This window comes from Streptomyces sp. NPDC058289 (assembly GCF_042880975.1).
GTDB classification, from domain to species: domain Bacteria; phylum Actinomycetota; class Actinomycetes; order Streptomycetales; family Streptomycetaceae; genus Streptomyces; species Streptomyces stoeckheimensis.
Genome location: NZ_JBHVYI010000038.1, coordinates 47,131 through 63,074, shown reverse-complemented (window position 1 = coordinate 63,074; position 15,944 = coordinate 47,131). Strand labels below are relative to the sequence as shown.

General features: G+C 70.7%; 13 protein-coding genes. 3 read left to right on the top strand and 10 right to left on the bottom strand.

Annotation, left to right across the window (positions count from 1 at the left end):
• Positions 1 to 102: 102 nt before the first annotated feature.
• The 9 genes from ACFVX6_RS20910 to ACFVX6_RS20870 form a co-directional block, all read right to left on the bottom strand.
• Positions 103 to 819: an ABC transporter ATP-binding protein gene (locus ACFVX6_RS20910; protein WP_250744986.1), complete on the bottom strand. Its 717-nt coding sequence runs from the start codon at positions 817 to 819 to the stop codon at positions 103 to 105.
• A complete protein-coding gene (locus ACFVX6_RS20905) occupies positions 816 to 1,766 on the bottom strand; it encodes an ABC transporter ATP-binding protein (RefSeq protein ID WP_389693504.1) in 951 nt (316 codons plus the stop codon). Before ACFVX6_RS20905 ends, ACFVX6_RS20910 begins: the two co-directional genes overlap by 4 nt.
• Before the next feature lie 4 nt (positions 1,767 to 1,770).
• The gene (locus ACFVX6_RS20900) at positions 1,771 to 3,603 is read right to left on the bottom strand and encodes a branched-chain amino acid ABC transporter permease (RefSeq protein ID WP_389693502.1); all 1,833 of its coding nucleotides are present in this window, start codon (positions 3,601 to 3,603) and stop codon (positions 1,771 to 1,773) included.
• A 5-nt stretch (positions 3,604 to 3,608) separates the two neighbouring features.
• A complete protein-coding gene (locus ACFVX6_RS20895) occupies positions 3,609 to 4,538 on the bottom strand; it encodes a branched-chain amino acid ABC transporter permease (RefSeq protein ID WP_250744988.1) in 930 nt (309 codons plus the stop codon).
• A 139-nt stretch (positions 4,539 to 4,677) separates the two neighbouring features.
• Entirely contained in the window at positions 4,678 to 5,907 is a 1,230-nt protein-coding gene (locus tag ACFVX6_RS20890) for a branched-chain amino acid ABC transporter substrate-binding protein (protein WP_389693500.1), read from the bottom strand.
• 300 nt (positions 5,908 to 6,207) lie between these two features.
• Complete coding sequence (locus ACFVX6_RS20885) at positions 6,208 to 6,876, bottom strand: Tat pathway signal sequence domain protein (RefSeq protein WP_389693498.1); 669 nt, start codon at positions 6,874 to 6,876, stop codon at positions 6,208 to 6,210.
• A complete protein-coding gene (locus ACFVX6_RS20880) occupies positions 6,873 to 7,274 on the bottom strand; it encodes a hypothetical protein (protein ID WP_389693496.1) in 402 nt (133 codons plus the stop codon). The genes ACFVX6_RS20885 and ACFVX6_RS20880 overlap by 4 nt, the downstream gene beginning before the upstream one ends.
• A 38-nt stretch (positions 7,275 to 7,312) precedes the next feature.
• The gene (locus ACFVX6_RS20875; protein ID WP_389693494.1) at positions 7,313 to 7,792 is read right to left on the bottom strand and encodes a PaaI family thioesterase; all 480 of its coding nucleotides are present in this window, start codon (positions 7,790 to 7,792) and stop codon (positions 7,313 to 7,315) included.
• 54 nt (positions 7,793 to 7,846) lie between these two features.
• Positions 7,847 to 10,135 carry an FdhF/YdeP family oxidoreductase gene (locus tag ACFVX6_RS20870; RefSeq protein WP_389693492.1) on the bottom strand — a complete coding sequence of 763 codons (2,289 nt, stop codon included), beginning with the start codon at positions 10,133 to 10,135 and terminating at the stop codon, positions 7,847 to 7,849.
• A gap of 158 nt (positions 10,136 to 10,293) precedes the next feature.
• Between ACFVX6_RS20870 and polA the strand changes: the two genes are divergently transcribed.
• Complete coding sequence (polA, locus tag ACFVX6_RS20865) at positions 10,294 to 13,017, top strand: DNA polymerase I (protein ID WP_389693490.1); 2,724 nt, start codon at positions 10,294 to 10,296, stop codon at positions 13,015 to 13,017.
• A gap of 37 nt (positions 13,018 to 13,054) precedes the next feature.
• On the opposite strand, the gene ACFVX6_RS20860 is transcribed toward polA, so the two are convergent.
• Positions 13,055 to 13,942 carry a DUF4184 family protein gene (locus ACFVX6_RS20860; RefSeq protein ID WP_389693488.1) on the bottom strand — a complete coding sequence of 296 codons (888 nt, stop codon included), beginning with the start codon at positions 13,940 to 13,942 and terminating at the stop codon, positions 13,055 to 13,057.
• Positions 13,943 to 14,194: 252 nt separating this feature from the next.
• Between ACFVX6_RS20860 and ACFVX6_RS20855 the strand changes: the two genes are divergently transcribed.
• Positions 14,195 to 15,517: a lytic murein transglycosylase gene (locus tag ACFVX6_RS20855; protein WP_389693486.1), complete on the top strand. Its 1,323-nt coding sequence runs from the start codon at positions 14,195 to 14,197 to the stop codon at positions 15,515 to 15,517.
• Positions 15,518 to 15,790: 273 nt separating this feature from the next.
• Positions 15,791 to 15,931 carry an SPW_0924 family protein gene (locus ACFVX6_RS20850; RefSeq protein WP_327307299.1) on the top strand — a complete coding sequence of 47 codons (141 nt, stop codon included), beginning with the start codon at positions 15,791 to 15,793 and terminating at the stop codon, positions 15,929 to 15,931.
• The last annotated feature ends 13 nt before the right edge of the window (positions 15,932 to 15,944 follow it).

Below are 15,944 nucleotides of genomic sequence, written 5' to 3'. Positions count from 1 at the left end.
CCGGGGGCACGGGCCAGTCCCACCCCCCGCCCGCCACACAGTCCGGCCCGCCTCCGGATCCAGGACCCGCCGGCGGGCCTCACTCGTAAAAAAGGGGATTGCTCAGTCCTCGCCGAGGTACGCCTTGCGGACGTCCTCGTTGACCAGGAGCTCGCGGCCCGGGCCCGAAAGGACGACCTTGCCGATCTCCATCACGTGGCCCTGGTCGGCCAGGGAGAGCGCCGCCTGGGCGTTCTGCTCGACCAGCAGGATGGTGGTGCCCTGTGACTTGAGCTCGGCGATGGTCGCCATGATCTTCTGCATCATGATCGGCGAGAGGCCCATGGAGGGCTCGTCGAGCATCAGCAGCTTCGGGCGGGACATGAGCGCGCGGCCCATGGCGAGCATCTGCTGCTCGCCGCCCGAGAGGGTGCCGGCGGCCTGCTTGCGGCGCTCTCCCAGGATCGGGAAGAGGTCGTAGGCGCGCTGGACGTCCTTCTGGATGCCGTCCTTGTCCTTGCGGAGGAAGGCGCCCAGGAGGAGGTTGTCCTCGATGGTCATGCGCGGGAAGATGTGCCGCCCCTCGGGGGAGTGGGCGAGTCCGAGCGCGACGATGTCGTGCGCGGGGATCTTCTTGAGGGACTTGCCCTGGAACTTGATCTGGCCGCCGCGCGGCTTGATCAGGCCCGAGAGGGTGCGCAGGGTCGTCGTCTTTCCGGCGCCGTTGGTGCCGATGAGGGTGACGATCTGGCCGGCGTCGACGCTGAACGAGATGCCCTTGACGGCTTCGATCTTGCCGTAGGCGACGCGGAGGTCCTCGACCTCGAGGAGTGCGGTCACCGGTCTTCTCCGTCCGTGCTGGTCGTGCTGTCCGTCGCCTCGTCGTCCGCGGCCGCTTCGTCGTCCGCAGCCGCCTCTTCGTGTGCGGCCTCGCTGTGTGCTTCGGCTGCTTCGACTTCGGCGACTTCTTCGGCGCCGGGGGCGCCTTCGAAGGGTTCGCCGAGGTAGGCGGCGATGACGCGCTCGTCGCCCTGGACCTCGGCTGCGGTGCCTTCGATGAGCTTTTCGCCCTGGACGAGGCAGGCGACGCGGTCGCAGAGGTTGAAGATGAAGCGCATGTCGTGCTCGATGACGAGGACGGCGATGCCCTGGTCCCGGATGGCGAAGATGAGTTCTTCGGTGGCGCGGGTTTCCTGCGGGTTCATGCCGGCGGTGGGCTCGTCCAGGAGGATGAGGCCGGGGTCGCTGGCCAGCGCGCGGGCGATTTCGAGCTTGCGCTGTTCACCGTAGGGGAGGTTGCGGGCGAGGTGTTCGGCCTTGTGGGCGAGGCCGATGAACTCGAGGAGTTCCATAGCCTTCTCGCGGCTCGCCGCTTCTTCCCGGCCGAAGCTGGGGAGGCGCAGGAGGGAGGCCCAGAGGCCGACCTTGGTGCGGGTGTGGCGTCCGACGAGGACGTTTTCCAGGACCGTCATGTTGTTGAAGAGACGGATGTTCTGGAAGGTGCGGGCGACGCCGGCGGCGGTGACCTTGTACGACTTGGGCGGCAGGACCTGGTCCTTGTACCGGACTTCACCCTCGGTGGGGATGTAGAGGCCGGTGAGGCAGTTGAAGAAGGTGGTCTTGCCGGCGCCGTTGGGGCCGATGAGACCGACGATCTCGCCGCTGCGCACGGTGAGGTCGACGTTCTTGACGGCGGTGAGGCCGCCGAAGCGCATCGTGACGCCGCGTGCGTCGAGGACGGTCTCCGCCGTGGTGGCGGGGGGCGTGTCGGTGGTGGTGGTCGTCATGGGTTCAGACCCCTGCCTTGCCGAGGACCGTGGGCGCTTCCATGTTCTCGTGGAGTTCGAGCTGGTTGCGCCGGTTGGGGATGATGCCTTCGGGGCGCAGGCGCATCAGGACGATGAGGGCGAAGCCGAAGACGAGGAGCTGGTATTCGCCGAGGAACTGGAGCTTGTTGGGGATCAGGAAGAGCAGCGATCCGCCGACGAGGGGTCCGGAGATGGTGCCCATGCCGCCGAGGACGACCGCGGCGAGCAGGAACGCGGAGTTCGGGGGCACGGCGTTGGCGAAGGTGTACTGGTCGGGGGTGACCGTGTAGCTGACGTGTGCCTGGACGGCTCCGGCGAGGCCGGCGAGGGTGGCGCCGAGGGCGAAGGCGATGAGTTTGACGCGGAAGCCGTTGATGCCCATGGCTTCGGCGGCGGTTTCGTCCTCGCGGATGGCGACCCAGGCGCGGCCGATGCGGGATTCCGCGCTGCGGCGGAAGACGAGGATCACGATGAGGGTGATCAGCAGCATCAGCAGGAAGTAGTTGGCGAAGCGGCCGATGGTGAATCCGGCGATGGTGTGTGTGGCTCCGAAGTCGAATCCGAAGAGGTTGACGTTCGGGATGCCCGCGATGCCGTTGGGGCCGTTGGTGATGTCGGGGCCGGAGGTGCCGTCGAGGTTGTTCATGGAGATGCGGAAGATCTCACCGAAGCCGAGCGTCACGATGGCGAGGTAGTCGCCGCGCAGGCGCAGGGTGGGTGCTCCGATGAGGACACCGAAGACCATGGAGGCGGCGGCGCCGAGCAGGAGTGCGGCCCAGAAGGGGAAGTGCACGCCGAAGGGGGAGTTGGGGGAGCCGGAGACCAGGGCCGCGGTGTAGGCGCCGACGCCGAGGAAGGCGACGTAGCCGAGGTCGAGGAGGCCGGTGAGGCCGACGACGATGTTGAGGCCGAGTGCGACGGTGGCGAAGATCAGGATGTTGACGCCGAGGTTCGCGTACTGGTCGTCGGTCTGGGTGAGGGGGAAGGCGGCCGCTGCTGCGAAGGCGCCCACGAGGGCGACGTTGCGGTGGCGGGTGGTGAGGGCGGTGAAGCGGGCGAAGAGGCCCGCCTTGTTGAGCGCTGCGGCACCGAGTGAGGCGGTGAGCAGGAAGCCGACGAAGAGTTCCTGGTACGCGGTGGTGATGCCGTAGGTGAAGACGGTGAGCGCGAGGCCGAGGACGGCGGCGATCAGGAGGATCTCGGCCCAGGCCGGCAGGGTGCGGGCGGGCTTGAGGGGGCCGGTGGCGAAGGCGGCCTTGAAGGTCGTCCAGCGGTTGCCGGCTTCGTGCTTGTACTTCTCCCAGGCGGTGTCGTCGGGGTCGGGGCCTTCGAGCGCGGGGCGTTCGAAGGGGAGTCCGAAGGCGCCGATGACGGCGAGGAGGCTGACGAGGGCGGCGACGCCGGCTCCGGGTTCGAGGTCTACGAGGAGTCCGAGTTCGAGGACGATCGAGACGACGGTGTACCAGGTGGTGGCGAACGCGGCGAGGGCGGCGAGTTTGATCGCTGCGTCGGCGCCGGCGGGGGTGAGCCAGCCCAGGCCCTTGACTCCGTAGGAGGCGAGTCCGAAGAGGGCGGTGAGGGCGCCTCCGATGAGGACGAGCCACTGGAGGCCGGCCGGGGAGCCGTAGTAGGTGAGGTCGCCGGGGAAGGCGGTGCTCCAGGTCCAGGAGAGGAACGCGGAGACGACGGTGAGTGCGCCGCCGGCGGTGGCGAGGGCGCGGGCCGTCTTCTCGGGGAGGGGGATGAGTCCCTTGGCCGGTCCGGTGGTCTTCACGGTGTTCTCGGTGTTCGCGTTGTCCGCGGTGATGTTCGTCATGGAGGTCACACCCTGTCCGCCACGCGCTGGCCCAGCAGGCCTTGTGGCCGGAAGAGGAGCACGAGGATGAGAAGTACGAACGCCCAGGTGTTGCCCCAGGACTGGCCGCCGAGCTGTTCGAAGCCGGGGATGTCGGCCACGTAGACGGTGGTCAGGGTTTCGGCGAGGCCGAGGACGAGGCCGCCGACCATGGCGCCGTAGATGTTGCCGATGCCTCCGAGGACGGCGGCGGTGAAGGCCTTGAGTCCGAGGAGGAAGCCCATCTTGAACTGGACTTCGCCGTACTTGAGGCCGTAGGCGACGGCTCCGATGGCGGCGAAGACGGCTCCGAGCGCGAACGCGGTGGTGATGATGCGGTCGGTGTTGATGCCCATGAGCTTGGCGGTGTCGGGGTCCTGGGCGGTTGCCTGCATGCCGCGGCCGGTGCGGGTCTTCTTGACGAAGAAGCCGAGGAAGGCCATGGAGATGGGGGCTGCGATCAGGAGGAAGACGTCACCGGTCTGGATGGTGACGCTGCCGAGGTGGAAGGGTCCGCCGGGGATCTCGGGGAAGATCAGGGAGGATTCCGCTCCGGGGTACCAGGCCCATACCGCCTGCTGGAGGGCGATGGAGAGGCCGATGGCGGTGATGAGCGGGGCGAGCCTGGGAGCGTTGCGCAGGGGTCGGTAGGCGAAGCGTTCGGCACCGACGGCGATCAGGGTGGCGACGATGACCGCGCCTATGATCATGAGCGGGAGGGCTATCCACATGGTGGTGCCCCCGGGGAGCATCAGCCAGACGGTGAGGGCCCCGAACCCGCCGGTCATGAAGATCTCGCCATGCGCGAAGTTGATGAGCTGGACGATGCCATAGACCATCGTGTAGCCGATGGCGACGAGCCCGTACATGGATCCCAGTAGCAGGCCGTTGACCAGCTGTTGCGGCAGTTCGTGCACCGCAGGTCCTCCGAGTCTTTCGACGGATGTGACTCCGCGCGGGGCGCTTTTTGTGCGCGCCCCGCGCGGCAGGTTGGTGGTGCTCCGGTGGCCGGCCGTTCGAGCGGACTACCGGCTACCGGTTGGTGGCTGGGGGAGATCAGCCGCCGAAGGTGCCGGACTCGACGGACTTCCAGTCGGTGCCCTCGACCTTGTAGACGGTGAGCTGCTTGTTGGTGGCGTCGCCGAACTCGTCGAAGGAGACCTTGCCGGTCACACCGTCGAAGGAGACACCCTGGACGGCCGTGAGGACCTTGGCGCGGGCGTCGGCGGGGAGCTTGCCGTTGTTGGCGTCGACGGTGGCCTTGACGGCCTCGATGATCGCCCAGGCGGAGTCGTAGGAGTAGCCGCCGTAGGCAGCGAAGGGCTCCTTGTATCCGGCCTTGGTGTAGTTGGCGACGAAGTCCTTGGCGGACGGCAGGCTCTCGACCGGGGCGCCGACCGAGGTGGCGAGGTCGCCCGCGGCGTCGGCGCCGGCGAGCTCGACGTACTTCTTGTCGTAGATGCCGTCGCCGCCGATGAGCGGGATCTTGGTGCCGGAGGCCTTGATCTGCTTGCTGAGCGGGCCGGCCGCGGGGTACTCGCCGCCGTAGTAGACGGCGTCGGCGCCGGAGCTCTTGACCTCGGTCACGATCGCGGAGAAGTCCTTGCTCTCCGGGTCGATGTGGCCTTCGCCGACGATCTGGCCGCCGAGCTTGGTGAACTCGCCCTTGAAGGTGCCGGCGAGGCCTGCGCCGTAGGTCTTCTTGTCGTCAATGAGGAAGACCTTCTTCTTGCCCGCCTTGTTGAAGAGGTACTGCGCCGCGAACGGGCCCTGGATGGCGTCCGTGGTGGCGGTGCGGAAGTAGCTCTTGTAGGTGCGGGTCTTCTCGCCGGTGGCCCACTTGGGTCCCTGGGTGAGGGACGGGCTGGTGTTGGCCGGGGAGATCTGGGCGAGCTTGGCGTCGTCGAAGACCTTCTGCATGGACTCCGAGACGGAGGAGTTCAGGGGGCCGACGACACCGAGCACCTCCTTGTCGGCGACGAGCTTGGAGGCGTTCTGCTGGCCGGAGGAGGCCTGGGCCTGGTCGTCGAGGGCCTGGATCTTGAAGGTGACGCCCTTGACGTACTTCTTCTCGTTGGCCTGCTTGGCGGCGAGGTCGGCGGAGTTCTTGATGCCGAGGCCGAGGGCGGAGAGGTCGCCGGTCAGCGGGGCGTCGACGCCGATGATGACCGTGGTGTCGCCACTGGCGGCGTCGTTGGCCTTGTCGCCGCGCGATCCGCAGGCGGTGAGGGTGAGGGCGCCCGCGGCGAGTGCGGCGGTCACGGCAATGAGAGAACGCTGACGCACGATCAGTCCTTTCCTGGCACTGCGTCCCCCGTGGGACGCACCGTGTCGAACGCGGGAACCGAACTGAAAGGAATCCGGCTGGTCGCGGTGACTGGCCGTGACTCTAAGCGGGTCTTGGGGCGTTATGGAGGGCTGAGGCCAATGATGTGACTCTCTTGTTATGCCACGGCGTAATACATAGCGGATCTCTGCGGGTGGAAAGGGGGAAATCCGGCCGGTTCGTCTTGTCCGCATGTTGAGATGCGGCAGGACCGTTGGGTGGTTTGAGTACTGTCGCGCCAGGACTCTGGGGCCTTTTGGTCATGACGGCGGCGGAGTGCTCGCGTCTCGATCTTCGGGACAGGCCCTGGTCAGAGCGCTGGAGAGATCTCGCGCATAACGGTCGCCGGGGATGTAGCTGTGATCCTCTTTCTCAAACCCATTACTTAGGGTTACTTCCAGGAAAGGGAGCCCGGAATTCCGTGCCACATGCACGCAGTCTGTGACCCGAATCCGTACCGCGAGGTCACGGGCCTCCCCCGGGGCGAGCGTGGCCGGAAGTGGCGGCTCGACCTCCAGCGCGAGCGCCCTCGAGGGCTGCTCCAGCCGCTCCAGGGTGACGGCCGGACCGGACGCGGCGCGCACACGCACGGTGAACACGAAGACCGCGCCGGAGGGGTCCTGCCCGGGGTCCTGTCCGGCGCCCTGCCCCGCCGGAGCGACGTAGGCGAGGGAGAACGCCTGCGAGGGCGCGGGCGGCCTGTACGGGGCGGGGCGCGGCCGGGCCGCGTACAGCGCGGCCCCGCCGGCGACGACGGCGGACACGCAGGTCAGCGCCCCGAGGGCCAGGGCGGCCCGCCGGTGGCCCTCGTAGGCCTCGCGGAGCCGCCGGACGGCCGGGGGCGTGCGCGGCGTACGGGGAGCGGGGTGCGGGCCGTCCTGGGCCTCCGTGCCCTCCCCGGGCTCCAGCGGGCCGATGCCGCCGCTCACTGCCAGGGACCGCCCGTCGGGGTGCCCGACCGGTAGCGGTCCGCGCAGCGGCGCTCCGCCTCCCGGGCGGTGAGCTCGCGCGCGGCCGCCGGGCCCTTGGCGTCCCGCTCGGCGCGGGCATCGGCGAGGACGGCGCGCAGGATGTCGTTCTGGCCGCCGGACAGGCCCATGGACTGGTAGTCGAGGGCGACGGCGTCGCGGCCCTCGCCCGCGTCGAGGATGACGCCCGCCCAGTGGGTGATCAGGCGGGTGCAGACGTCCTGGGGCGCCGGTGGGGCGGAGGTGGTGGGGGGAGGGGTCCCGGGATCGCCGCCGGCGCAGCCGAGCGGTGCGGCGGCCAGCAGCGCCGTCGTCGCCGCCGCGGCCAAGGCGCGCAGCGGCGCCGGTCCGGATCCCATGCGGGAACGCTAGACCGGCGCCGCTGCGAGGGCAACGGCTAGTTGTTGCCGTCCTGTTGCGGGTTCACGTCGCGCAGCAGGCAGGTCAGGCGGGCGGTGCAGACGCGGCGGTCCTGTTCGTCCGTGATGACCACCTCGTAGGTGGCGGTGGAGCGGCCCCGGTGCACGGGGGTCGCGACGCCGGTGACCAGGCCGGACCGGGCGCCGCGGTGGTGGGTGCAGTTCAGGTCGACGCCGACGGCGACCTTGGTGATGCCGCCGTGCATCATCGCGCCGACCGAGCCGAGGGTCTCGGCGAGCACGGCGGAGGCCCCGCCGTGGAGGAGGCCGTAGGGCTGGGTGTTGCCCTCGACGGGCATGGTGGCGACGACGCGCTCGGCGGAGGCTTCGAGGATGCGGATGTCCATCCGCTTGCCGAGGTCGCCCGCCGAGAACAGCGCGGGCAGGTCGATGCCCAGGGCCGTGTACTCGTCGAGGACCTCTTGCGGGAACTTCACCGCGTGCTGCTGCTCGCCCATGGGCCGACTCCGTTCGTCAACGCTCGTTAACCATCTTTTCCTGGGGTCGTTCTATCAGGACGGCTCGAAGCGCACGACGACGGACTTGCTCGCCGGGGTATTGCTGGTGTCCGCGGTGGAGTCGAGGGGCACCAGCACGTTGGTCTCGGGGTAGTAGGCGGCGGCGCAGCCGCGGGCGGTCGGGTAGTGCACGACGCGGAAGCCGGGGGCGCGCCGTTCCACGCCGTCGCGCCACTCGCCGACGAGGTCGGTGTACGAGCCGTCGGCGAGCCCGAGTTCGGCGGCGTCCTCGGGGTTGACCATGACCACCCGGCGGCCGCCGGTGATCCCGCGGTAGCGGTCGTCGAGCCCGTAGATGGTGGTGTTGTACTGGTCGTGGCTGCGCAGGGTCTGCAGGAGCAGGCGCCCCGCCGGGAGGTGCGGGTACTCCACGGGGGCGGCGGTGAAGTTCGCCTTGCCGGTCTTCGTGGGGAAGCGGCGTTCGTCGCGCGGGGCGTGCGGGAGCTGGAAGCCGCCGGGGCGGGCCACGCGGGCGTTGAAGTCCTCGAAGCCGGGGATGACGCGGGAGATCCGGTCGCGGATGGCGGCGTAGTCCCGCTCGAACTCCTCCCAGGGGGTCTTGGAGGCCTCGCCGAGGACGGCGCGGGCCATGCGGGCCACGATCGCGGGCTCGGAGAGCAGGTGCGGGGAGGCGGGGGCGAGGTTGCCGCGGGAGGAGTGGACCATGCCCATGGAGTCCTCGACGGTCACGAACTGCGCTGTGCCCTTTTTACCGGGAGCCGGCGCCTGGACGTCCTTGTCGGTGCGGCCCAGGGTGGGCAGGATCAGGGCGCGTTTGCCGGTGACCGCGTGCGAGCGGTTGAGCTTGGTGGAGACGTGCACGGTCAGGGAGGCGCGGCGGATCGCGGCCTCGGTGACCTCGGTGTCGGGGGTGGCGCCGACGAAGTTGCCGCCCATGGCGAAGAGGACCTTGGCCTCGCCGTCGCGCAGGGCCTGGATGGAGCGGACCACGTCGAAGCCGTGCTCGCGGGGCGAGGTGATGCCGAATTCCTTGTCGAGGGCGTCGAGGAACGCGGGCGCGGGGCGCTCGAAGATCCCCATCGTGCGGTCGCCCTGGACGTTGGAGTGGCCGCGGACGGGGCAGACGCCGGCGCCGGGACGGCCGATGTTGCCGCGCAGGAGCAGCAGGTTGACGACCTCGCGGATGGTGGCGACGGAGTGCTTGTGCTGGGTGAGGCCCATGGCCCAGCAGACGATGGTGCGCTCCGAGGCCAGGATCATGGCCAGGGCGCGCTCGATGTCGGGGCGGGTCAGGCCGGTGGCGGTGAGGGTCTCGTCCCAGTCGGTGTCCTTGGCGGCGGCCGCGAACTCCTCGTAGCCGTGGGTGTGTTCGCGGATGAACTGCTCGTCGGTGGCGCCGTCGGCTTCGATGACCAGCTTGTTCAGGAGGCGGAAGAGGGCCTGGTCGCCGCCGATGCGGATCTGGAGGAACAGGTCGTTGAGGGCGGTTCCCTTGAGCATGCCGAGGGGCGTCTGCGGGTTCTTGAACCGCTCCATGCCGGCCTCGGGCAGCGGATTCACCGAGATGATCTTCGCGCCGGTGGACTTGGCCTTCTCCAGGGCGGAGAGCATGCGCGGGTGGTTGGTGCCCGGGTTCTGCCCGGCGACGATGATCAGGTCGGCCTGGTGGAGGTCTTCGAGGGAGACGCTGCCCTTGCCGATGCCGATGGTCTCGTTCAGCGCGGAGCCCGAGGACTCGTGGCACATGTTCGAGCAGTCGGGGAGGTTGTTGGTGCCGAACTCGCGGACGAACAGCTGGAAGAGGAAGGCCGCTTCGTTGCTGGTGCGGCCCGAGGTGTAGAAGAGGGCCTCGTCGGGGGAGTCCAGGGCGCGCAGTTCCTCCGCGATCACCGCGAAGGCGCGCTCCCAGCTGACCGGCTCGTAGCGGTCGCCGCCGGCCTCCATGAGCATCGGCTGGGTGATCCGGCCCTGCTGGCCCAGCCAGTATCCGGAGCGGCCGGCGAGGTCGGACAGGGGGTGCTCGGCGAAGAACGCGGGGGTGACCCGGCGCAGGGTGGCTTCTTCCGCGACGGCCTTGGCGCCGTTCTCGCAGAACTCGGCGGTGTGCCGCTTGTCGCCCTCGGGCCAGGCGCAGCCGGGGCAGTCGAAGCCGTTCTTCTGGTTGACCTTGAGGAGGGTGCGGGCGGTACGGGCCAGACCCATCTGCTCCTGCGCGATCCTCAGGGTGTGCCCGATCGCGGGCAGGCCTGCGGCGGCATGCTTGGGGGGCGCTACCTGCGGTGCGTCCTGTACCGGATCACCTGTGGGCGGCTTGGTGGCCATGTCGCTCCCCTTTGAGCAGTCCTCTTCTTACACGTCCGATCCTGTCACGCCCCGCCCGTGGCGCCGACGCCGGATTTACCCCACCTCCTCACCCGGCCTCTTTGCCCCGCCGCGCAGCCCGTCCGGATTTGTCAGTGGGGGCGCCTAGGATCGAGGGCGTGGCAGATTCAGCATCGAAGAAGACCGACCAGCCGACCGCAGCGGACCGCCCCCGCCTGATGCTCATGGACGGGCACTCCCTGGCGTACCGGGCGTTCTTCGCGCTGCCCGCGGAGAACTTCACCACCGCGACGGGGCAGCCGACCAACGCCATCTACGGGTTCGCGTCGATGCTGGCGAACACGCTGCGCGACGAGGCGCCCACGCACTTCGCGGTGGCGTTCGACGTGTCCCGCAAGACGTGGCGCTCGGCGGAGTTCCCCGAGTACAAGGCGAACCGCTCCAAGACCCCCGACGAGTTCAAGGGGCAGGTGGAGCTGATCGGCGAGCTCCTCGACGCGATGAGCGTGCCGCGGTTCGCGGTCGACGGCTTCGAGGCCGACGACGTGATCGCGACGCTCGCCACGCAGGCCGAGGCCCTCGGCTTCGACGTGCTGATCGTCACCGGTGACCGGGACTCCTTCCAGCTCGTCTCCGAGCACACCACCGTGCTCTACCCGACCAAGGGCGTCTCCGAGCTCACCCGCTTCACCCCCGAGAAGGTCGAAGAGAAGTACGGGCTCACCCCCCAGCAGTACCCGGACTTCGCGGCGCTGCGCGGCGACCCGTCCGACAACCTCCCCGGCATCCCGGGCGTCGGCGAGAAGACCGCCGCCAAGTGGATCACCCAGTTCGGGTCCTTCGCGGAGCTCGTCGAGCGCGCCGAGGAGGTCAAGGGCAAGGCCGGGCAGAACTTCCGCGACCACCTGGACGCCGTGAAGCTCAACCGGGTCCTGACCGAGATGGTCAAGGACGTCGCCCTGCCCAAGACCCCCGCCGACCTGGCCCGCGCCCCCTACGACCGGACCGCCGTCACCGGAGTCCTGGACGTACTGGAGATCCGCAACGCCTCCCTGCGCGAGCGGCTGCTCGCCGTGGACCCGGGCGCCGCCGAGCAGGAGGCCCCGGCCCCGGCGGCCGCCGCCGTGGAGCTGGACGGCTCCGTGCTGGGCGCCGGCGAGCTCGCGCCGTGGCTGGAGAGCCACGCGGGCGCCCCGCTCGGCATCTCCACCGTCGACAGCTGGGCGCTCGGCACCGGCAACGTCTCCGAGATCGCGCTGGCCTCGGCCGGCGGCGCCGCCGCCTGGTTCGAGCCGTCCGCACTGGACGAGGCCGACGAGCGGGCCTTCGCCGCCTGGGCCGCCGACGCCGCCAAGCCGAAGGTCGTGCACAACGCCAAGGCCCTGATGCGGGTGTTCCCGGAGCACGGCTGGACCCTGGCCGGGGTCGCCACGGACACCGCGCTCGCCGCCTACCTGGTCAAGCCGGGCCGCCGGTCCTTCGCCCTGGACGTGCTCTCCCAGGAGTACCTGCACCGGGAGCTGGCGCCCGCCGCCGCCGACGGGCAGCTCGCCTTCGGCGCCGACGACACCGCCGAGGCCGAAGCCCTGATGGCGCAGGCCCGCGCCGTCCTGGACCTCGGCGACGCCTTCGCCGTCAAGCTGCCCGAGGTGGGCGCCGCCGAGCTGCTCCACGACATGGAGCTGCCCACCTCCGAGCTGCTCGCCCGCCTGGAGCGGGCCGGCATCGCCGTCGACCAGAGCCACCTGGAAGCGATGGAGCAGCAGTTCGCCGCGGCCGTGCAGCAGGCGGTGAAGGAGGCGCACGCCGCGGTGGGCCACGAGTTCAACCTCGGCTCGCCCAAGCAGCTCCAGGAGGTCTTCTTCGGCGAGCTGGACCTGCCGAAGACGAAGAAGACCAAGACCGGCTACACCACGGACGCCGACGCGCTCGCCTGGCTGGCCACCCAGACCGACCACGAACTGCCCGTGCTCATGCTCCGCCACCGGGAGCAGGCCAAGCTGCGCGTCACCGTCGAGGGCCTGGTCAAGATGATCGCCGCGGACGGCCGGGTGCACACCAGCTTCAGCCAGACCGTCGCCGCCACCGGCCGACTGTCCTCCACCGACCCGAACCTGCAGAACGTGCCGGTGCGCACCGACGAGGGCCGGGCCATCCGCCGCGGCTTCGTCGTCGGCGAGGGCTACGAGTCCCTCATGACCGCCGACTACAGCCAGATCGAGCTGCGCGTCATGGCCCACCTGTCCGAGGACGAGGGCCTGCTCGAAGCCTTCCAGTCGGGCGAAGACCTGCACACCACCGTCGCCTCCCAGGTGTTCGGCGTCGAGCGCTCCGAGGTCGACGCCGAGATGCGGCGCAAGATCAAGGCCATGTCCTACGGTCTGGCCTACGGGCTCTCCGCGTTCGGCCTCGCCCAGCAGCTGAACATCGAGCCCGGCGAGGCCCGCGGCCTGATGGAGACCTTCTTCGAGCGCTTCGGCGGGGTCCGGGACTACCTGGGCCGCGTCGTCGAGGAGGCCCGCGCCACCGGCTACACGGCCACCGTCTTCGGCCGCCGCCGCTACCTCCCGGACCTCAACAGCGACAACCGCCAGCGCCGCGAGGCCGCCGAGCGGATGGCGCTGAACGCCCCGATCCAGGGCACCGCCGCCGACATCGTCAAGGTCGCGATGCTGCGCGTGGACCAGGCGATCACCGGGGCAGGGCTCAAGTCGCGGATGCTGCTCCAGGTCCACGACGAAATCGTGCTGGAGATCGCGCCGGGGGAGCGCAAGCAGGTGGAGGAGCTGGTGCGCCGCGAGATGGCCGCCGCCGTCGACCTGCGGGCCCCGCTGGACGTGTCCGTGGGCGTCGGCCCCGACTGGGAGTCCGCCGCGCACTGATCGCCCGCACCTGTGGTCCGGCAGCGCCCGTCCCCGCCTACGCGGTGGGGACGGGCGTTTTCGCGTCTGCGTCCGTGCCCGGGCCCGTGTCTGCGGCCGTGTCTGTGTCCGAGCGGGCGCGGACCGGCCGGTGGCGCAGGCGCACGAGGACCCCGTACAGCAGCAGCCCCACGACGAGGCCGCCGCCCGCGCCGAAACAGACGGTCGGGATGATGTCGAGCGGGGTGCGGATCCGGTCGAAGAAGGTGAAGAAGCGCAGCACGCGCAGGGTGACCCCGACCGCCACGCATCCGAGGACCAGCGCGAGCGCGCCCCACACCTCGGCCCGGCCGAGCACCGGGACGGACGCGGGGGCCGGCGCGTCCGGCAGCCGGCGCAGCGCGGTCGCCGTGAACCAGACCAGGAAACAGGCCGCGAGCGCCGAAGTCCCGTACTGCAGGTACGAGTAGAGGGGCAGCCCGAGGGCGAGCGGCTCGCCCAGCTCCGGCAGGGTGCGCGTCCCGAAGCGGTCGACGTGCGTGAAGGCGTCCCACACCACGTGCGTGAGCGAGCCGACGACCGCCGAGAGGTAGAACCAGAGGGCCAGCGAGGGCAGTCGGCGCCCGCGCCAGTCCTCGCCCCGGACGAAGGCGTGCACCCTGCCCTGCCGGCCGCGGGGCAGGAGCGCGATCAGCGGCTCGCGCAGCAGCAGCCAGCACGCCGCGAGGACGGCGGTCAGCGCCGCGTCGGCGGTCAGGACGCCGGGCAGGGAGTGCGTGAAGGTGCCGTACGGCTTGAGGCCCGAGACGACCGTGTCGGCGAAATAGAAGCTGTCCGGAGCGAACGACCCGAGGACCAGCGCCGATCCGACGAGGGGGCCGCGCGCACGACCGGACCGGCGGACGGCCGGAAGAACGGCGGCCGCGTGGCTGAGGGTGAACGGCATGGGCCTTGTCTCCGGGGCTCGACTCATCGACTGGTGCGGACCGGTGAGGACCTGTGCGGCCCGGTGCGATCGGTGTGTCCAGTATGGGCGGCCTGCGGAACACATGAGGAAATCGTGAATTCCGGCTCGCGATGCGTGCCCTGTCCAGCGAGTTGACGTAGGGTCACGCGGACGTCGAGGGGGAGGGGGGTCCGGCTCATGACGGCTCGGATTCGGATACCGGTTCGGATATCGGCACGCGCGTCCGCGGGGATGTCGACGCGGTTCGGCCGGGTGGTGCGCAAGGGCGGGGCCGCCGTGCTCGTCTCCGCCCTCGTGGCCGCCGTGCTGACCGCCTCGCAGGGGCCGGTCGCGGCCGGCGCCGACGCGTCACCGGTCGCGGAGCCCGCGCCCGCACCCGTGCCCGACGGCTCCGCGGGGGACGGCTCCTACTTCACCGCCCTGCCGCCGCTGGTGAGCCCCGAGCCGCCGGCCGTGCTGCTGCCCGAGGACGGGGCGGCCCCGGCGCCGCCCGTGGTACCGGCCGCCGCGGATCCGGGGCCGCACACCGAGCCCGCGGCCACGGGCGGGGCCGAGGGCGCGCAGGGGATACCGGCGAGCGTGCTCGCCGCGTACCGGGGCGCGGAGCAGGCGGTCGGCAGGAACGACCCCGGATGCGGACTGCGCTGGCAGCTCCTCGCGGCGATCGGCAAGGTCGAGTCCGGGCAGGCGCGCGGCGGGCAGGTCGACGCCGCCGGTACGACGCTGCGACCGATCCTGGGGCCCGTGCTCGACGGCAACGGCTTCGCGAACATCTCGGACACCGACGGCGGGGCCTACGACGGGGACTCCCGCTACGACCGTGCGATCGGGCCGATGCAGTTCATCCCGTCCACCTGGGCCTCGTGGGGCCAGGACGCCAACGGCGACGGCCGGCGCGACCCCAACAACGTGCACGACGCCGCGCTCGCGGCGGGCCGCTACCTGTGCGCCGGTACGCGTGACCTGCGGGTGGACGCGGATCTGGACCGGGCCGTGCTGTCGTACAACCAGTCCTCCGCGTACCTGCGGACGGTGCGCTCGTGGTTCACGTACTACCTGAAGGGCGCGCACGAGGTCCCGGACGGCCGTGGCAGCGGTGGCGGTACCGGTAGTGGTGGCGGCAGCGGCAGCGGCGGCACTCCGGGGGTCACACCTCCGAAGCCGAGCCCGAGCCCGACACCGAAGCCGACGCCCACGCCCACGCCTTCACCCACCCCTTCGCCGAAGCCGACGCCCACGCCGACGCCGAGTCCCACCCCGAGTCCCAAGCCGACGCCGACGCCGACGCCCACGCCGAGCCCCACGCCGACGCCGAGCCCCACGCCCACGCCCAGCCCTACCCCGACGCCGAGCCCCACCCCGACCCCCACGCCCAGCCCGAAGCCCACCCCGAGCCCCACCCCGACTCCGAAGCCCACCCCGACCCCGTCGCCGACGCGCGAGCCCTCTCCGAAGCCCACGGCTTCGGTCTCCCCGTCGCCGAAGCCCAAGCCGTCGGCCAAGCCGTCGCCGTCCGCGTCCGCCGTCGGTCCGGCGCCCACGGCGACCCTCTGACGCACACCGCCGCCCGCCCCCCTGAGCGGGGGCGGGCCCTGGCGTGGCGGCCCGTACGGGTCGAGGGTCCGGCCGAGGTCTTCGCGTACGCGGACCCGCCGACCGCCCGGGTGGGCGCGGCGGGTCCGCTCCTCGTGTTCCCCGCTGAAGCGCCCTTCCCCCGGGCCGCCGCGAGGTCACCTCGCGAGCAGTGGCTCAAACGGTTCTCATCTGTCACCCGCATTGCTACGGTGCCACCGCCCTGACGACCAATCAGATTCCGGAGGCCCCGGCATGCGCGCAATCGTCGCCGCCGCCAGCGGTCTCGTCCTCGCGGCGCTCCTCGTTTTCGCCATCACGGCGACGGGGGCGCCGGAAGGCAAGACCTCACCGAAGCCCCTGCTCACCACCGCGCCCGCCGCGCCCGGAAAGTAGAGGAGGGCCCGGT

Excerpts from the sequence above, each read along its gene's own strand:
- ACFVX6_RS20905 (WP_389693504.1), bottom strand. The coding sequence starts at position 1,766 with ATGACGACCACCACCACCGACACGCCCCCCGCCACCACGGCGGAGACC.
- ACFVX6_RS20900 (WP_389693502.1), bottom strand. The coding sequence starts at position 3,603 with ATGACGAACATCACCGCGGACAACGCGAACACCGAGAACACCGTGAAG.
- ACFVX6_RS20880 (WP_389693496.1), bottom strand. The coding sequence starts at position 7,274 with ATGGGATCCGGACCGGCGCCGCTGCGCGCCTTGGCCGCGGCGGCGACG.
- ACFVX6_RS20875 (WP_389693494.1), bottom strand. The coding sequence starts at position 7,792 with ATGGGCGAGCAGCAGCACGCGGTGAAGTTCCCGCAAGAGGTCCTCGAC.
- ACFVX6_RS20870 (WP_389693492.1), bottom strand. The coding sequence starts at position 10,135 with ATGGCCACCAAGCCGCCCACAGGTGATCCGGTACAGGACGCACCGCAG.
- ACFVX6_RS20860 (WP_389693488.1), bottom strand. The coding sequence starts at position 13,942 with ATGCCGTTCACCCTCAGCCACGCGGCCGCCGTTCTTCCGGCCGTCCGC.
- ACFVX6_RS20855 (WP_389693486.1), top strand. The coding sequence starts at position 14,195 with ATGTCGACGCGGTTCGGCCGGGTGGTGCGCAAGGGCGGGGCCGCCGTG.
- ACFVX6_RS20850 (WP_327307299.1), top strand. The coding sequence starts at position 15,791 with ATGCGCGCAATCGTCGCCGCCGCCAGCGGTCTCGTCCTCGCGGCGCTC.